The sequence below is a fragment of the Bradyrhizobium sp. PMVTL-01 genome, from assembly GCF_051861855.1.
Lineage (GTDB): Bacteria > Pseudomonadota > Alphaproteobacteria > Rhizobiales > Xanthobacteraceae > Bradyrhizobium.
Genome location: NZ_CP193982.1, coordinates 3,845,906 through 3,862,477 on the forward strand (window position 1 = coordinate 3,845,906; position 16,572 = coordinate 3,862,477).

Sequence of the window (16,572 nt, forward strand, 5' to 3'; positions counted from 1 at the left end):
CGCCGAGAACGGCCAATTGCCCTGTCCTATTAAGTAGCCTAGTCATAGCCGCCAATTTTATCACGTGCGGTGGAAAGTTCGCGGTTGTAGTGTTCGTACCACGGCCGCCGGCAGTTCATATCAAAAGTATGGTCGGAATAATTGCTCACTGGCTTAGCCCAGGCACAGCTTCAATCATTGTACAGTCTGAAGGTGGACGACGTATCCCCGTTCACCGGTCTTCGAGCGGGGCTCGTGAGCTAGGGAGGCCGACCATGGCCACAATCTCCCCCTTACCCACTCGGCGCCGCCTCCTCGCAGCCTCGGCTGCAACTGGTGCAGTCACGTTGCTTCCAATACATTTCGTCACCGCGCGCGCGCAATCAAATCAAGGTGAGTCCTCGCTCGGCACCATCAAAGCCGACCCAATTCTTCCCTTCCACATCAATGTCGCGGGTGAAGACCTCACTGATCTCCGTCGGCGCCTCGCGGCCACGCGCTGGCCCACCAAAGAGCTCGTTGAGGATCGGTCACAGGGTGTGCAGCTGGCCACGCTGCAGGCGCTCGCCCGCTACTGGTCGACTGAGTACGACTGGCGCAAAGTCGAGGCGCGACTGAACGAGCTACCACAGTTCACGACCGTGATCGACGGGGTGAAAATTCATTTTATCCACGTCAAGTCCCGGCACGAGAACGCACTGCCGCTGATGATAACGCACGGCTGGCCTGGTTCGGTCATCGAGCTCCTCGATACCGTCGGTCCTCTGACTGACCCGCCCAAGTATGGTGGCACTGCCGAAGATGCATTTCATTTGGTGCTGCCGTCCTTGCCTGGTTACGGCTTCTCAGATGAGCCGACCGAACTCGGCTGGGACACCGCCCGCATCGCGCGGGCCTGGGCCGTGCTGATGGACCGCCTCGGCTACACGCAATACGTCGCTCAGGGGGGCGATGTAGGAGCGGCAGTCACGGATGCGATGGGGCGGCAGGCACCTAAGGGGCTTCTCGGCATCCACGTCAACTTGCTTGCGGGTGTGGCGGCAATGTCCGACAAACTGCCTGCAGAATCTGAGAAAGAACGCGCAGCGCAGAAGGCGGCAGCGACGTTTAGAACGAGTGGCTTTGGCTACTTCCTGGAGCAGTCGACGCGGCCACAGACGATCGGCTACTCACTGCTGAACTCGCCCGTCGGGCTCGCGAGTTGGATGCTCGACCATGACACAGACAGCTACTACAAGATTTCCCGGGCGTTCGTGGACGGTAAGCCCGCGGGCAATCTCACCCGGGACACCATTCTCGACAACATCATGCTCTACTGGCTGACAGGCACTGGAGCCTCCGCCGCGCGGTGGTACTGGGAGGCCGGACAGGCCGCAGCCCGTGCGGCCGGCAAGTCTCCTCCGGCGGTCGCGGTTCCGGTGGGATTTACGGCGTTCCCGGGCGAAATCTTTGCCGCGCCTCGCAGTTGGGTTGAGATTATGTACCCCGGCCTGGCCTACTTCAACGAGGTCGAACGTGGCGGACATTTTGCGGCGTGGGAGGAGCCGATGCTGTTTTCAGATGAGATACGCGCAGCCTTCAGATCCTTGCGCAAGTAACGTCAAGTGCGATCAGGATCACCTCGTCAGGACATCCGGACATCCGATCTAGCCTTAGTAGCAAACGCCCAATGCAGGTGTGGAAATCCTCCTGCGTGAGCTCAGGCCTTGATATCAGCCGACCGGCTTTAGCTAGCAACGATGCGAACCCATCCGTCGAGATACGGCAGTGTCGCTGTCGCTCGCGACCCCTGAACCAAACTCAATCGATGAAGACAAACCTTCATCGAGATTGCATTGAGGTTCTCCTCAAAGGTGGCTCGATACATGCCTCTTGGACATTTCACACAATGATGGAGGTAGCCCATGCCGATCGTTCAATTCACTCGCTTCAAGACCGATAAGCCCGAGGAAATGACCCGGGTTGTCAGGCAGGCGAAGAAAATCTTCGAGAAACATGGCGCGGAATTTCTTCGGCTGTCCCGCTTCCACACCGGCCCGTGGGCTGGAGAGTTGCTGGTGACGACGCGCTACGCCAATTGGGAAGTTTACGGCAAAGTGCAGGAGGCGGTGTCAAAGGACGCGGAGTTCGCACAGGTGTATGCGGATGGAATGAAGATTGCGGAACTAACGGCCCGTAATATCGCTGTCAGCATCGATCTGTAGTCGGAGCGCCGCTCGGCGAACCACGTCAAGCGAGGAGGCCGCCGGACATATTGCCAGCGGCCTTCTTTCCATTTCGATGGATTGCACTGCGTTACTCCGCGCCTGGCCAACCAAGACTCAGGGTCATTCGCGTCGGTCGGCGCATGCCAACCACTTCCGGTCGCCCTCGAAGAGCCGGAGCCAAACAACGACCATTCGCCACGAAGTCAATTGAGTCTCAAGACCCTCGGATGTCCGGGGTGGGTCAATCGCGTTGTTTTAGCCCGCTCATCAGAGAGTCCGGTTCACCCTCGATTGCGGACCATGCAGACGGGAGGCCAGGCTGACGCGATGGGCCAAGGCACAAAGTCGCTGCGCTCCAGCCCGCTGCGCGGGAGCAAGAGCCGAGGGGCCGGTGGTTGGTCGAAAGGACAGCAGTAGCGGGGTGGCTAGGGTCAACACGATCGACTCGCGTCGCGACCGCCTGCTCAGTATGGTCAAGACCAGCAGATCATCTCCGGGCCAGCACCTGGCGAGCCACATCGAGCGCAATGCAGTTTGCTTGAATGTGCCGTGCATCTTTTGGGTCGCAAGAAATTGACTCGTCCTATGCCGCTAGACACCGATCGAGCGATCAATCGCGCAGCCATTTCCGCCACGCGCAACTATTTGAAATTGCACGGGCCAAGAAGATTAAATCCCCCATTTATCAATACTCGTGCCAAGCCGCTTAAGTTGTGCGCACATCGAGACCCCTACTCTTCGAATTTTCCTAGGTCGAGCACCTCATAGCACTCGCTGCTCCGCCGGTGCCTAACTCCCCGCGGGTCACTTCAAATTCCTCCGGGTATGGTCGGTCAAATTCCTCCACCCGCGAGGCAGGACATGGTGATTGTTAGTTTGCCTTTGTTTCCCGGGCAAGAGTTTCAGCGGCCTCTTTGAGCCGATAGCTGCGTCCGTCGAACTCAAGCAGATGGCAATGATGCATCAGGCGATCGAGGATCGTCGTGCTCATGGTGTTGTCCCCCAGGTATGTCCCCCAGTCCTGCACGACGCGATTGGAGGTAACGATGACGCTGCGGCGCAGTTTGTAGCGCTGATGGATCAGGGTCTGCAGCAATGCGCCGGCGTCGTCAGGGATGGCGCGTGCGAGGAACAGATCGTCCAGCACGAGGAGATCGCAGTCGATGATGGTTCGCAGCCGGACCTCGCGTTGTGCCGGGGAGTTCATGGCGTAGCGGTGGAAGAAGTCGTCGGTCTCAAGATACTGGACCTTGTGGCTTTGCAGGATCGCCTGATAGGCAATCGCCTTGGCGATGTAGGACTTCCCGGTGCCAGGTTTGCCGACAAGCAGCGCGTTTTCGCCGGCGGCAATGAACGCCAGGGTGTGGAGCTGGAAGCAAGTCTGGCGCGGCAATCTGGGATTGAAGGTCCAGTCGAACTCGGCGAGCGTCAGTTTTTCGTCGAGCCCGGATTGCTGGTATCGTCGCTCGATAAGGCGGGACTGACGACGGTCCAGTTCGTCCTGCAGGATCAGGGAGAAGGTCTCGAGGAATGGCTGGTTGGCGCCCTGCGCCTGCAGCACGCGCGTCTGCAGCGTGTCGCGAACGCCCGACAGGCGCAGCTGTCGCAGGCAACGCTCAATTTCCGGCATGGTCATCATGTGGTTTGGTCTCCAGTGTGAGGTGAGAAGCCGCGGGAGCGCTCGTGGCGCCGGAGCTGGCCGGGGTTGCGCAGGCGCCACGAGCGCGGGTTGCAGGGGTGCGGTCGCCGTGAGCCTCGGCCTGCCGGCCATTGTCGCCGGCATCGTGCCGCACGGCACGGCTGAAGAGATCGCCGTATTCGGCTGGAGCGCGGATCAGCGGATGATCCTGGGTGAGCGACGATGCCGGCTGTGGCGTCGCTCCAACCTGCGCGATCGCCTGTTCGAACAACCGCTCGACGGTCGCACGCACGTGCTTGTAGCGGTAGATGCGGTTCTCGACGGCGTGCGCGCAGGCTTGCTCGACCAGCCGTGCCGGATACTTCCGGCCCAGCCCGACAATGCCCCACATCGCGCGCTGTCCGGGGCGCCCCTCGGTGTCGAACACTTGCTGGCACAGCGCCCTGGTCTGCGGCCCGATGCGCTCGGCGCTCGCCAGCAGCACGGCGGTTTGCCGCGACGGATTGAACGGCCGTTCGCTGGTCGGCAGGACGACAGAACCGGAGTGCGTCATCCGGGGATGAACACGCAGCAGCGCATGGGTGTGGCGATCACGGATCTCGATCGTGGAGGCGTAGATCGCACCACGACCGGACTGCCGATGGGCGCAGGCCGCGCGGCGTAATAGCTGCTATCAACACGCACGGTGGTATCGTCGCAGACGGTCCGAACGACCTCGGTGAAGATGCGGAAGGCAGCCACTGGCAACGGCCGCAGGTGTGGCTTCTCCTCCTGGAACATCGCCTCGACCTGACGACGCGTGCTGCCGTGGATGCGCTTGGAGGCCCAATTCTCCTCCCAGTGCCTCAAGAACTCGTTCTGGGCTTCCAGTGTCTCGAAGCGCCGTCCGGCCAGCGCGGTGCCCTGGGTATGTTGAATCGCACTCTCGACGCATCCTTTCCGATTGGGATCGGCTGAAATGGACCCCGATTGTGGGACCACGTGCTTAGTTGGAAGGGGCTGCTCCGTTTGATAGACGGAGCGCATGATGACAACGAAGACGAGACGCAAGATCGACGCGGCACTGAAGGCAAAGATCGCGCTGGAAGCCGTGCGGGAGCAGACGACGGTGGCCGATCTGGCCCAGCGCTATGAGGTTCACCCGAACCAGATCTATGCCTGGAAGAAGCAGCTACTGGACCAGGCGGCCCGGGCCTTTGACGCGGGTGTCGGGCGGGAGAGCGAGGACGCTCGCGAACGAGAGATCGAGAAGCTGCACGCCAAGATTGGACAACTGACAGTCGAGCGCGATTTTTTAGCGCGGAGGTCCGGAAGATGAGCACGCCGGACCGTCGAGGAATGCTCGATCGCGCCGACATGGCGCTGTCGATTCGCCGGCAATGCATGTTGCTTGGTATCGCCCGCTCTGGGGTCTACCGGCCGCCACGGCCGGCCAACGACAACGACCTCGCCCTGATGCGGCGCCTCGACGAGCTATTCACCGCCTGGCCGTTCCTGGGCTCGCGGCGAATGACCGCGATGCTGAAGGCTGAGGGGCTTCAGGTCAATCGCAAGCGTGTGCAGCGGTTGATGCGCAAGATGGGCATCGCGGCGCTGGGACCAAGGCCGAACACGACAAAGCCGGCGCCGGGCCACAAGATCTATCCCTATCTGCTGCGCAACATGACGATCGACCGGCCAAACCAGGTGTGGGCGGCCGACATCACGTATCTGCCCATCGGCCGCGGCTTTCTTTATCTCGTCGCCATCATCGACTGGGCGAGCCGTGCGGTTCTGGCGTGGCGGTTATCGAACACGATGGACGTCTCGTTCTGCGTGGCAGCTCTGGAAGAGGCGCTGGCGAAGTACGGCACGCCGGAGATTTTCAACACCGACCAGGGCAGCCAGTTCACCAGCGTGGCCTTCACCGGCGCGCTGGCGGCCGCAAAGATCAAGATCTCCATGGATGGCCGCGGTCGTTGGATGGACAACGTCTTCATCGAGCGGCTGTGGCGGTCTCTCAAGCATGAGGACATCTATCTCAAGGGCTATGCCGACGGCCGCGAGGCCAAGGCAGGGATCGCGAGCTGGATCGCCTTCTACAATGATCGTCGCCTTCATCAGTCCCTCGGCTATCGCACGCCGATGGCGGTCTGGCGCGAACGGATGCAGGCCGCGAAGGCTGTGGACATGGTGGACAACGCTGACGCGTTGACCACATGCCCACAGCAACAGCAGCAGACAGAGTCTCTGGCAGCGTGATAGAAAGGATCAGGAGCGGTCAGTTTCCAACTAACAAACCGGTTCAAGCGGTCCCGCTCCGCGGGTCCATTTCACGGCCACACGCGCGGGATCGGCGACCACGGCGTAATGAGCCAGCATCGCGCTGTAAATCGGGTTGAGCTCGGGCTCGTACAAATCCGGCTTGAGGACGCCTTCCTTCAGATTGTCGAGCACGACATAGCTGGGGACCCCGCCAAAATACCGGAACGCCTCTTCGTGGAGCTGCGCCCAGACGTGTTGGCTGGACTTCCAGACCACCCGCCGGAAGCTGCGCCGCGAGTAGCGCAGCGTCATCACGAACAGGCGGGGACGGCGGTACCGGCCGCTCCTGGGATCAATCGTCAGAGCGCCCTCGCCATAGTCGACCTGGGCCTCCTCGCCGGGCAGGAACTCAAGTCGATCAAACTGCTCGGGATCGCTGTGTCGCAACGTGCGCACAAACCGCTTGACGCTCTGGTAGCTGGACGGAAAGCCAAAATGATCGACAAGGTCCTGGTAAATCGCCTGCGCATTCCGCTTCAGGCGGACCTGTTCTTCGATCCACATCCGATGCGGTTCGCAAGCCGAACGGGCCAGGCTGCTGGTGACCGTCGCTCCTGATGCCCCAGAAGCCGGTGGTCGGGGTGGAGGAATTTGGCCGTCCACGCTCACCGGGCCGGTGGTCGCTTCCCCGGGGGAATTTGCCTCCGCACCGGCCCGCAGCGCCCGGTAACGCCGGATCGTCTTGCGATTGATCCCCGTCAGCCTGTGGATCTCGCGCTGGCTGGCGTTGCGATCGAGTAGCGTAAATACCGTGCTTTGCAGGTGTGGCTTCAAGACGTTCAACTCCCCGGCCCCTTGCTGGCTAAAGGGACCGAAAATAACCGTCCTGCCTGACCGGCTACCGCTGTTCAGCGGCGCTGACGGTGAACATCAGGTGGGGGAGTTTCAAGTGACCATACCCGGGGGATTTTGACCGACCCACGGGGGCCTAACTTCCCGCGACTTCGTGCCTTGGCGCTTTTTGGACGCCGGCCAGTGAGCTTGCGGAGCCACCTTGTTGCCGGCGTCCAAAAACCTGCACAGCGGCGGAACATCCCGAATACCTTTAAATTGCAGTAAGGCGCGCGGCACCCGGCTGCAACGAGCCGCAATTGACCGGGTTGCGTATCGAACGAGGGCCAGCATGCTTGCCCCCCGACACGCTGGTCGAATTGGGTGATAGCGGCGTCGGGGGCCGGTCGCGGAGACACCATGAAGAGCATCGCCGCGGCCAATCGCGTGCCGCTGTGGACGCTCGGGCAGTGCAACTCGCTTCCGAAGAACGCGCAGCTCACCCCGGATCAGACCATCATCGTCCCGCGGCATCTGACGCCACCGGCGCCTGCCGCTGCGATGGCGACGCCGCCGCAGGCGCGGAAGTAAAGGAAGAGCGGTCTCAGCAGATCGAGCTCACACCAAGAGATCGTGCTGCCCGTGAGGCCCGCCTGAGCCAGCTACGCCGTGAGCGCCGTCGTCCAGCTGCGGACCCTCGTCCGGTGCCGTGGCGTGACCATGTCCGTTGTCATGTGCCGCGCGTTCATGACGATCGAGCGGCACTGCGAGATCGTCCACAAAAGCGATGCTGGAGTTCTCCATCGCCGGGGTCAGGAATTTGAAGGAATCGCCCGGCCCCGGCGGATGGGCCTTCTCGTTTCCGTGCGGGCCGTGCGTGTCGTCTGCCGCAGCATGAGGTTGTCCATTGGACTGGTCGGGGGTCTCAATCGAAGCATGACTGTGTTTGCTTTCCTGGGATTGATCCGAATGAGGGTTGCCGCCGTTTCCGAGACCTTTCTCCGAGGCGATATCGAGAAGCGCATTGGCGGTATCGGCAAGGCTTGCATGGCCATGCGCCTCGGCAGCCTTGCCGCTCTCTGGATGCTGGTCGATGGCAACGAGCGCATCCGGCACGCTGAAAGTGACGGCACGATCTTGCTCCGTCGTACCGGTTATGGCGTTTCCGTTTTGATGGATGCTGTCGTCGGTCTTGGGTGGTTCGAAGACAAATTTGACGGGCTCCGCCGATAGCAAATGGATTGCCGGTTGTGACAGGCCCGGCAGTGTTGCAGTCTCGTCCGGGGTGGAAGCGGTCATCTCGTGGCTGCTGAGATCCCGATTGATCTCGAAGGGAAAGCTCACATCGATCGCGGTCGTGCTGCCGTCCAACGAAATAGAGCCGCTGCTGTTCGTCGCCTCGGTGGTGGCATCGGAGGTAGTCAATGTCATGACCGACGCATCGCCTAGCGTAGCCGCGGCCGGATCGATTGTATCGCTCGCCGCCTGGACCGGTGCGGCGGCTTGATCAATGATGAAGTCCGAGGAATCGATGGTCGCGACACCCTGGAGATGAACTTCCAGCAGGCTGGAATCGCCGATGTGGAGGATTTGATCGGTCGGATTGACATACACGATGGTTTCGTTGGCCGAGCTGTCGTAGATCCAGGCAATGGTGTGGGGCGGCACGGGCGAGCTTGTCGAGCTCAACGCCAGGATCACGAATCCGAGCGCGCCGAGCGCCGTCAAATCGATCTTGTCGCTTCCCGATTGGAAATCGGTGATCGTATCGAACTGGCCGGCCCTGGAATCGACCGCCGACAGATAGACGAAGACGTCATTGCCGTTGCTGCCCGTGAGCTTGTCCGCACCGAACCCGCCGATGATGGTGTCGTTGCCGTTGCTGCCGTCGATCGTGTCTTGCCCGGAGCCGCCGTAAATGAGGTCGGCCCCGTTATTGCCCTTGATCGTATCGTTGCCGGATCCGCCGTAGATGGTGTCGTTCACGCCGGTTCCGTTCAGGGTATCGTCGCCGGCACCGCCATAGATGATCTGGGAAACGCTGCCGCCACCGGCGACGCTGTCGTGTCCAGGCGTGCCGAAGACGAACGGGGGATCGGAGACGACGGTTGATCCCGTCGCCAGATTGTCGAAGTCGTTGGGGTCGGCGTCGCTGGCGCCATGGATGGCGATCGTCACCTGTTGCGTGGTGCCGTCGATTGACGTCACCGTGAAATGGTCGGTGAGCGTGTCACCGACATTCAGCGCGTCGACCACGGCGTTGCTGTTGTCGAGCGTATAGGTCCACAGGCCGGACGCGGTCATCGTGAAGGTGCCGTAGCCGCCGTCGCTGGGCCTGGGCGAGGTCACCGCCGTGAAGGTGTTGGCCGGATTGTCGAGGTCGGTATCGGTGAGCGTCCCGGTCGCGACCGGCGTGCCGGAGGCGATGCCGCCGGCCTCGAGCACCGAACCCGTCGTCGTTCCGGAAATGGAAGCGGCGTCATTGGTGCCGTTGATCGTGATCGTCACCAGCTGCGGCGTGCCGTCGACCGTGGTCACGGTGAACTGATCGTTCAGCGTAGCGCCGACATTGAGCGCCTGCACTGCGCCGTTGCTGTTGTCGAGCGTGTAGGTCCACGTGCCAAGCGCGGTCATGGTGAAGGTGCCGAAGCCGCCGGCGCTCGTCTTTGGCGTGGTCACCGGGGTAAAGGTATTGGCCGCATTGTCAGGGTCGAGATCGGTCAATGTCCCGGTCGCGGTCGGCGTGCCGGGCGTACCATTGGCCACACCTCCGGCCTCTACGACCGCGCCGCGCGTCGTCCCGGAAATGATTGCCCCATCGTTGCTGCCGTTGATCGTGATCGTCACAGTCTGTGGGGTGCCGTCGGCCGAGGTCACCGTGAAACTGTCTGTCAGCGTGGCACCGTTGTTGAGCGCCTGGACCGCGGTATTGTTGTTGTCGAGCGTAAAGGTCCATAATCCGGCCGCGGTGATGGTGAAGCTGCCATAGCTGTGCGCGCTTGCCGTCGGCGTATCGACCGCCACGAACGTGTTGGCGGGATTGTCGACGTCCGCGGCGAGAAGCGTGCCCGTCGCGACCGGGGTGCCAGGCGAAGTGCCGCCCGCCTCGACGACGGAACCGATCGCAGTCCCCGAGATGATTGCGGCGTCATTCGTGCCGTTGATGGTGATCGTCACCAGCTGCGGGGTGCCGTCGATCGTGGTCACGGTGAACCGATCGATCAGCGTATCGCCGACATTCAGCGACTGCACTGTACCGTTGCCATTGTCGAGCGTGTAGGTCCACACGCCGCCGGCTGTCATCGTGAACGTACCGTAGCCGCCCGCGCTCCTGGTCGGCGAGCTGACCTCCGTGAAGGTGTTGGGCGGATTGTCGACATCGGCGTCTGTCAGCGTGCCGGTTGCGCTCGGTGTGCCGGGCGCGGAATTGGCGACGCCGCCTGCCTCCACCACTGTGCCGGCGGCGTTGCCGGAGATAATGGCGGTGTCGTTGACGCCGAGAATGTTGACGACGAATGTTCGGCTCGTCGATAGCCCGGTGTCCGAGACCGTGATGACGAAACTCATGGTCGTCGGCGACGACAGGGCATTGATGGCTTGCGCATTCGGAACAAAAGTGTAGGCGCCGGATGCGCTGTTGAGATACAGGGTGCCATACGGCCCGGTCTGCGAGAGATCGTAGGTTTCCCCATTAACGACCGTGGTGCCGGCCGTCCCGCCGCTGATGCCGAAGGTGAGGGCGCCATTGAGCGGGCTGCTGGCGGTGAAAGTGCCGGTTGTCGCGGGGAACGTGTCGTTGAATGCGATGGTGTCGATCTCGGTGGGTCCGCCCGGCACGTTCAGTGATGGCGGCGGGCGTACGATCAAGGGGATGTCGGCCGGCGGCAGTGGCGGAAGCAGGTTTAGCGGCGCCGGCGCGTTGTCCGGGTTGAAGTTGATGTGCTGCAGCGAGGGGGCGATGACGCCGGGCGGCGTACTGGATCCAGTTGGGCCTCGCGTGAGATTGGCGAGCACGTCCTGTTGAGCTGCGTGCAGCTCCTCCATGCGAGCAGCGCTGTTGGTAACCTGATTCACACTGACGGAGGAGCCGATCCTGTGCAGGATGACGGTTTCGCCTGGATCGTCGACGATAATATGCCGAGGCACCCGCTCCTTGGTGATGAGCTCGAAGGCGCCGTGCTGCAGGTCCTTGTAACTGAGCGTATCGCTGTCGAGATAGGTGGCGTCGGGGTCCGAGCCCTGCGCCTCTTTCACCATCGCGAAAGTCAGCGCCGCAATGGTCAGGATGCCGAAGCCGGTCGCATGGGAGCGGCCGCGAACGCTGCCAAGAGGTGTGTCGACCGTCAGGGTGCCGCTGTTTGCCAGCCGTCCGGCCGCGAATGCAAAGCTTCCGCTGCTGACCGCAACGATGGTCGAACGCGAGGCGCAGTCGGATTCGGAGGCGAACTCGCGCAGTTCGACGCGAGCTCCGCTGCCGACGCTGAATATGGTGTCGTCGAGAAGCCGAATCCCGATCTGCGCATGCGCAGCCGTCTCTATTACGTCATGGCGGCAGACAAGGTCGCCGATGCTGACCTGCGTGGCCGGACCGTCATCGCGCGTGAGGGTAACGTATCCCAACGTGCTTTGAACGATGCCGATGATCTGGAGGGGGAAGGTCTTGGTGCCCCCGTTCTGGGGGCCAACGCCGAACGCAACTGACATGGCCGTGGCCTCGCGCGCCGAACAATTCGGGCTCGGCGCGGTGCCGCGGCTTCTTGTCGGTATTGCTACGCCGCGGGCGCAATTTTTGGCGTTAGCAACCCCAGGCCTGCACGCCGAAAACGTCTGGTTTGAAATGCGAACTTTATTGGTATAGGCAACGTGATGGCAGGTTCAGCGGAGATGCTTCCCCGCAACAGCAATTTGCGCTCTCAAGAGATTGACGCTGAACTATGCGAGTTCAATTGGAACTTTAGTTCGCGCGATTGTCAAGGGGGCCTTCTGACCGGTCGCGCATCGATGCGATATCGACCTCGCTGCGCATGATCGGCATCTATGCCCGGAGGGCCGAAATGCGAGGGGATCTGAATCCCCTATTAGGAGCGGTCTCTCGGAACTAGCGCCACTGTAGCAGTCTTGCGTGGATGATCCTTTCGCAAGATTGTCGCCCGAAACTAAGCTCCAGCTCGCTCCCCCCGTGGGCTGGAGCATTTCTTTTTTCGTCTTCGGCGGCTCCCGGGTGCCACTCGGAATTGCAAAGACGTGAGTGCTGAAGGTGGCCTTACTGCCGTTCGATGATAGGGGCTGCGCGCGACTCCCGCCAGAATGGGAGTGTCTTTGACCTGATCCGTGTGCGCGCTGAAACTATTCCTAGGTTCGCCCGTATTTCATTCGACAGCTGCCCCCGAGGCCCCAAACCCGTTGGCGGCTGTTCGGCCCCGGGGTTTACTCGCGTGCGCCGGGGGCCTTTTTGCCGCCCTCCGCACATCAGCAATTTAGCATTTACAAGGGTCCTAATTCGCCTGTGCGGAACGAATGTACACTTTTGTACTTAGCTGACTGCCGACCAACGGAGCAGGCGAGTGCGAGTGATCGACCACGAAGCCCGTAGTGCTCAGACCACCGCTGATGCCGGTAGGCGAACGATAGAAAGGCCTCAGCTGGGGCTGGCGCGAGCTGAGGCCTTCTGTGTCAGCGTCACGTTGTCGAGGCGTGAGGCTGCTACCCAAGTCACCTGATAGTTCCACGAAATTAGGACACTCGGTCATTCGTCGAAGAACTAGGGGTTGAGGTCCCCCGCTGGGAAAGGCTCTTGGGTCTTCCGGCCTAAGAAGGTCTCGTTCGCCTTCCCGTATTTGATGAGATATTCAAGCTGATCCGCGAGCACCTTGAAGTGCTCCGCCATCCTTCCGAACGTGTCGCGCCTCAGAGGATTGGTAGCAAGGTCGCGGATCAATTCGCATTCGGCGATTTGAGTACGCAATTTCTCTAAGTGCGCCTGTACGTCTTTCATCAGACGCCTCCCGCTGTAGTTAGGGCGGGAGCGCAACCGGTCTCTCAGTCACCGAGTAGCCACGATCGGGGCGGTGATGTTTGTAGGTTGAGCCTCCGGAGCTTGACAGTCAATCGAATTAGAGGCCCCAAAGTTATTTAGGCCACCCCCAAATTTAACATGGGTTATCACACCGCGCGGTCTCGCGCGGCCTTAATCGTCCCTGCTTCGCTCTCCGCAGTGCTCGCACTCGAACATCTGGATGCTGTGCCCGGTGTCTGCGTCTAGTATCACTCGGACAATCTCTATAGGCGTCTGGCGCCACAGCAATCTTCTGAACCCTAAAAAGCTCCATCGCCCCATCCCCGCAGAGACTCACAGCAACGCCGCCCGCTTGAAATATCGACAGGCGGCGTTGGTCCAGCCCCGGGAGGGTGACGGCAAAATCCCGGATTGTGTCAGTTTGGTACAAGTGTTCGGAGTTGTCTGTTCGATACCTGCCAATCGCAAAGGCGTAGGACACCCAAATCTGCCAGATTTGCATACAAAAGGCCCGAGCTCCGGCAATGGGAAATGCTGAGGCCGTGCGCGTCAAAATGGCCCCAGCTCGACGTTTGGGGCGATGGAGCTGGGGCCACTCCTAATTTCAAAGGAGCGTGTTTCCGGGATAATCTGGCACAAGCTGCATAGCCACCCCGACTTAATCTAGGTTAAATTAGGGCATGGGCAGAGAGCAACTAGTGCTCGTGCTTGCCATTGGCGCTGGCGTCTTCACCGTGGCCGCCGCAGCGGCGCTACTCTTTGGCTTTTGATCTATCTCAATTACCACGCGCGAGCAGCCCCGCACCCTCCCATCCCACGGGAGGCGACAATGACGATGCGGCCTTGGATGTTGCATGCGTTGGCGTGGGGTGCGGCCGCGGTGGGCTTGGCCGCCATCATTTCCATGAGCATGTAGGGGTCGGGCGCCGATCGCTCGCGGGAGGCGGTGCCGGTGATGTGGAGCTGGGGCAAGCTGCATATCAGGGCACCATCGGAACGTGCTCGGCCTCGACGGCGCGCAGCAGGGCGGTGAGGCTGGGATATTCTACGCCATTGCGAGCGTAGCGGTTGACGCGTTCGACATAGCGGGCCGATCCATCGGGCTTGCCGCGCCAGCGGAACAGCAACACGGCGCTGTTGTGCTGGCGCAGAACGTGGCCCGCGCCATTACCGAAATACTTGCTCATGGCATGGCGCTTCATGGCCGCGCCTCTAGCTTCGTCCGGTCCGACTCCCGGATGAGCGGTCCTGGACGGGGACGTTCCTCCTATTGTAGGCGAGGAGAGAGTCGGCGATGGTGAACAGCTTCACACTTGGTGTTCAGGCGGACTGTCCAGCATGCCATCGCAGCGCTGAAGGCCGGCGAGGATCTGCTGGCGGCGTCTTATCTGAGCAGATCTTGGCCGAGCTTCAGCAGCCTCACATAAGTGCCGCTTTCGTGCAGCTCGAGCCAGCCGCGCTCGACCGCAAACTTGATGCCGGCTCCGAATTCCGCGCCCGTGGCCTTGCAGCCGTCCTTCGACAGGAACGACGCGTTGATCTTCTCGATGTGAATGCGGCCGTCCTGGACCGCCTCGATGCTCTTGGCGAGCTCTAGCAACTTGCGTGCTGCGGCCTCAGGGTTGGAGTAGGGCCGTTCGTTAGTCAGGTTCATCGATATCCCGTAGCCAAAGGCGACTTACCGCTCTCAAAATCGGGTCTGACATCGGCACCGCGTCTGCCGCAAGACTGGCAGATGAACCGCGACTCGATATCCGATAGGCGGACATCATCAGCCCATTGATCGGCGCTCAAGGCAACCGTTGTGGCCGCAACGATAATCGGCGCACCGGAAGCGTCTGCCGCCGAGCGTGGTGCTCGGCTGGTGGCTCGTGCCGGGGTCGCCGCTACCGATAAATCAACATGATCAACAGCAGAGCGCCGAAGAGGAGCCCGACCCCTATCCAACCGCGCAAGGGCATGCTCGCAGCCGGCGGCGGTCGGTAGATGGCTTCCTGTGCCGACCGCTGTCGATAGAGAAAGCTCAGATCACCGCGATCATCGTTCATCCCGTGTTTGGTCATGATCTCGGCGATCCTGGCGGCAGCGGATGCCGCTTCCTCCGGCGTGCAGCCGGCGGCGGTCGTCATCTTCCGGAGCTTCTTGATTTTGGCGTATGCTCTTGCCCGCCCTAGGATGCTCATTTGGTGTCGACCTCGTCCTCGCGGTCGCGTGCGGCGATGCCGATCACTGCTTCTCCGCGGGCGCGTCGCTGGGCGGTGCATCCGGAGATGGCGGAGCAGTTTCCGGCGCGCCTGGCGTCGCAGCAATGCAGTTGCCGGCCCATGGGCGCCGCAGTTTGAGCAAGGGCGGATGCCGCAAAGCCGAGGATGGCGGCGGCGAGAATCAGCGGAGTCCTCATGATCATCCTTTTCCCCAGATTTACTCTTTGGCGTCCGGCATCACTTCGTCTCCGACTTCAGAGCTGATTCGGCGAAATGTCGGATCAGCAGGCCCGATGCGCCGAGAACAATCAAGTCGCCGCCCACGATTATGAGCCCATGCCCAAGCCTCAGCGGAGTAGCTCGGTGAACGCGTCCATCCCCTATCTCTTTTTGGGCCGGTCCCGGAATCGGCCGCGTCGCCAAATTTTTCGACATGGAAGGTTTTGATGATCCGGGTAAGTGACTTAAGCCAAGCCCAGCCAATCGACTGGCGAGCCCGGATTGAAAACCTAGTCAACGCGATGGTGTCACACTCAGATTCTCTCGACGTCGAGAGAATTAGGTGCGCGTCGATGACGTAAGAAAACAAATCGTTGGCACGCAATCACAAGACCGGCCTTCGATTGCTCGCTAAGCGACAGTTACGAATGGCGTGATCGTCACGCGCGGTTCAACGTTCGATAACGCGGCAAACCTCGCCGCACCGTTCCTTGAGGCAATCAAGGCCCGCTATGAGGGTACCCGGCTCGGCCGCCAGGAATTGAATGCTGAAATCCTCGAGGACGTAGCGGGTGCCCTGTGGACCAGGGCAATGATCGAGGGCGCACGGTTCACGGGCACTGTGCCTGATCTGAAGCGCGTCGTCGTCGCGATCGATCCATCCGGCACCAACGGCGAGGACGGCGGCGATAGTGTGGGCATCGTCGTGGCCGGCATCGGTTTGGATGGGCTCGGCTATGTGCTGGCCGATCGCACTATCAAGGCGTCTCCAGCAGTGTGGGGTGCTCGCGCTGTCGCAGCGTATCGGGAGTTCAAGGCTGATCGGATCGTTGCCGAGAGAAACTTCGGCGGCGCAATGGTTGCGCATGTGGTGCGTACCGTCGATCCCAGCGTTCCGTATCGTGAAGTGACGGCAAGCCGCGGCAAAGTCCAGCGGGCGGAGCCGATAGCGGCGCTCTACGAGCAGGGCCGCGTTCGTCACGTTGGCAACTTCACCGAATTGGAAGACCAGCTCGCCGCAATGACGGCATCCGGCTTTGCCGGCGACGGCTCGCCAGATCGGGCTGACGCCCTGGTTTGGGCGCTCACGGAATTGATGACCACCCCGCACACCCCCGCCGCGCAGTTCGGCTTTTGGGGTACTGCACAAGCCGAAAAATCGACCAGCAGGTTCGACGGTCTAATCACAGACGGGCAATTGGCCGGCGGCCACGCCGTCTCACGCTAACGCTA

The 16,572-nt window shown here is 61.4% G+C and carries 11 protein-coding genes and 3 pseudogenes; 5 read left to right on the top strand and 9 right to left on the bottom strand.

Annotation, left to right across the window (positions count from 1 at the left end; translation table 11 throughout):
• Nucleotides 1-254: 254 nt before the first annotated feature.
• Both ACRQ5Q_RS18505 and ACRQ5Q_RS18510 read left to right on the top strand, forming a co-directional pair.
• The gene (locus ACRQ5Q_RS18505) at nucleotides 255-1,577 is read left to right on the top strand and encodes an epoxide hydrolase family protein (protein ID WP_439399377.1); all 1,323 of its coding nucleotides are present in this window, start codon (nucleotides 255-257) and stop codon (nucleotides 1,575-1,577) included.
• Nucleotides 1,578-1,883: 306 nt separating this feature from the next.
• Complete coding sequence (locus tag ACRQ5Q_RS18510; protein WP_439399379.1) at nucleotides 1,884-2,183, top strand: hypothetical protein; 300 nt, start codon at nucleotides 1,884-1,886, stop codon at nucleotides 2,181-2,183.
• A gap of 874 nt (nucleotides 2,184-3,057) precedes the next feature.
• Here the strand turns inward: ACRQ5Q_RS18510 and istB are convergent.
• Together istB and ACRQ5Q_RS18520 are read right to left on the bottom strand one after the other, a co-directional pair.
• The gene (gene istB / locus ACRQ5Q_RS18515; RefSeq protein WP_271608671.1) at nucleotides 3,058-3,825 is read right to left on the bottom strand and encodes an IS21-like element IS1631 family helper ATPase IstB; all 768 of its coding nucleotides are present in this window, start codon (nucleotides 3,823-3,825) and stop codon (nucleotides 3,058-3,060) included.
• Nucleotides 3,803-4,779, bottom strand: a pseudogene (locus ACRQ5Q_RS18520) (Mu transposase domain-containing protein); the annotation flags it as partial. The gene istB and the pseudogene ACRQ5Q_RS18520, both read right to left, overlap by 23 nt.
• 73 nt (nucleotides 4,780-4,852) lie before the next feature.
• On the opposite strand from ACRQ5Q_RS18520, the gene ACRQ5Q_RS18525 reads away from it, so the two are divergent.
• A protein-coding gene (locus ACRQ5Q_RS18525) for an IS3 family transposase (RefSeq protein ID WP_271580986.1) occupies nucleotides 4,853-6,066 on the top strand; the annotation gives its coding sequence in 2 pieces (ribosomal slippage) (nucleotides 4,853-5,129 and nucleotides 5,129-6,066; 1,215 coding nt in all).
• 75 nt (nucleotides 6,067-6,141) lie between these two features.
• On the opposite strand, the pseudogene istA reads toward ACRQ5Q_RS18525, so the two are convergent.
• Nucleotides 6,142-6,948, bottom strand: a pseudogene (gene istA, locus ACRQ5Q_RS18530) (IS21 family transposase); the annotation flags it as partial.
• 308 nt (nucleotides 6,949-7,256) lie between these two features.
• Between istA and ACRQ5Q_RS18535 the strand changes: the two are divergent.
• Nucleotides 7,257-7,491: pseudogene (locus tag ACRQ5Q_RS18535) on the top strand (LysM peptidoglycan-binding domain-containing protein); the annotation flags it as partial.
• Between the two features lie 27 nt (nucleotides 7,492-7,518).
• Here ACRQ5Q_RS18535 and ACRQ5Q_RS18540 read toward each other — a convergent pair.
• The 6 genes from ACRQ5Q_RS18540 to ACRQ5Q_RS18565 all read right to left on the bottom strand — a co-directional run bounded on the left by ACRQ5Q_RS18540 (nucleotide 7,519) and on the right by ACRQ5Q_RS18565 (nucleotide 15,317).
• Complete coding sequence (locus tag ACRQ5Q_RS18540; RefSeq protein ID WP_439399380.1) at nucleotides 7,519-11,604, bottom strand: VCBS domain-containing protein; 4,086 nt, start codon at nucleotides 11,602-11,604, stop codon at nucleotides 7,519-7,521.
• A 1,057-nt stretch (nucleotides 11,605-12,661) separates the two neighbouring features.
• Nucleotides 12,662-12,895, bottom strand: coding sequence for a hypothetical protein (locus ACRQ5Q_RS18545; protein ID WP_439399382.1), 234 nt, complete (start codon nucleotides 12,893-12,895; stop codon nucleotides 12,662-12,664).
• Between the two features lie 1,001 nt (nucleotides 12,896-13,896).
• Nucleotides 13,897-14,118, bottom strand: coding sequence for a hypothetical protein (locus tag ACRQ5Q_RS18550; RefSeq protein WP_439399384.1), 222 nt, complete (start codon nucleotides 14,116-14,118; stop codon nucleotides 13,897-13,899).
• Nucleotides 14,119-14,300: 182 nt separating this feature from the next.
• On the bottom strand, nucleotides 14,301-14,570 hold the full coding sequence (locus ACRQ5Q_RS18555; protein ID WP_439399386.1) for a hypothetical protein: 270 nt from the start codon (nucleotides 14,568-14,570) through the stop codon (nucleotides 14,301-14,303).
• Nucleotides 14,571-14,802: 232 nt separating this feature from the next.
• A complete protein-coding gene (locus tag ACRQ5Q_RS18560; protein WP_439399387.1) occupies nucleotides 14,803-15,045 on the bottom strand; it encodes a hypothetical protein in 243 nt (80 codons plus the stop codon).
• 50 nt (nucleotides 15,046-15,095) lie between these two features.
• Nucleotides 15,096-15,317, bottom strand: coding sequence for a hypothetical protein (locus tag ACRQ5Q_RS18565; RefSeq protein WP_439399388.1), 222 nt, complete (start codon nucleotides 15,315-15,317; stop codon nucleotides 15,096-15,098).
• 455 nt (nucleotides 15,318-15,772) lie between these two features.
• Here ACRQ5Q_RS18565 and ACRQ5Q_RS18570 point away from each other — a divergent pair, with 455 nt between their 5' ends.
• Nucleotides 15,773-16,567 (top strand): hypothetical protein, encoded by a 795-nt coding sequence (locus tag ACRQ5Q_RS18570; protein WP_439399390.1) that lies wholly within the window; start codon nucleotides 15,773-15,775, stop codon nucleotides 16,565-16,567.
• The last annotated feature ends 5 nt before the right edge of the window (nucleotides 16,568-16,572 follow it).

Excerpts from the sequence above, each read along its gene's own strand:
- ACRQ5Q_RS18560 (WP_439399387.1), bottom strand. The coding sequence starts at position 15,045 with ATGACGACCGCCGCCGGCTGCACGCCGGAGGAAGCGGCATCCGCTGCC.
- ACRQ5Q_RS18550 (WP_439399384.1), bottom strand. The coding sequence starts at position 14,118 with ATGAAGCGCCATGCCATGAGCAAGTATTTCGGTAATGGCGCGGGCCAC.
- istB (WP_271608671.1), bottom strand. The coding sequence starts at position 3,825 with ATGATGACCATGCCGGAAATTGAGCGTTGCCTGCGACAGCTGCGCCTG.
- ACRQ5Q_RS18540 (WP_439399380.1), bottom strand. The coding sequence starts at position 11,604 with ATGTCAGTTGCGTTCGGCGTTGGCCCCCAGAACGGGGGCACCAAGACC.
- ACRQ5Q_RS18505 (WP_439399377.1), top strand. The coding sequence starts at position 255 with ATGGCCACAATCTCCCCCTTACCCACTCGGCGCCGCCTCCTCGCAGCC.
- ACRQ5Q_RS18510 (WP_439399379.1), top strand. The coding sequence starts at position 1,884 with ATGCCGATCGTTCAATTCACTCGCTTCAAGACCGATAAGCCCGAGGAA.
- ACRQ5Q_RS18555 (WP_439399386.1), bottom strand. The coding sequence starts at position 14,570 with ATGAACCTGACTAACGAACGGCCCTACTCCAACCCTGAGGCCGCAGCA.
- ACRQ5Q_RS18565 (WP_439399388.1), bottom strand. The coding sequence starts at position 15,317 with ATGAGGACTCCGCTGATTCTCGCCGCCGCCATCCTCGGCTTTGCGGCA.
- ACRQ5Q_RS18545 (WP_439399382.1), bottom strand. The coding sequence starts at position 12,895 with ATGAAAGACGTACAGGCGCACTTAGAGAAATTGCGTACTCAAATCGCC.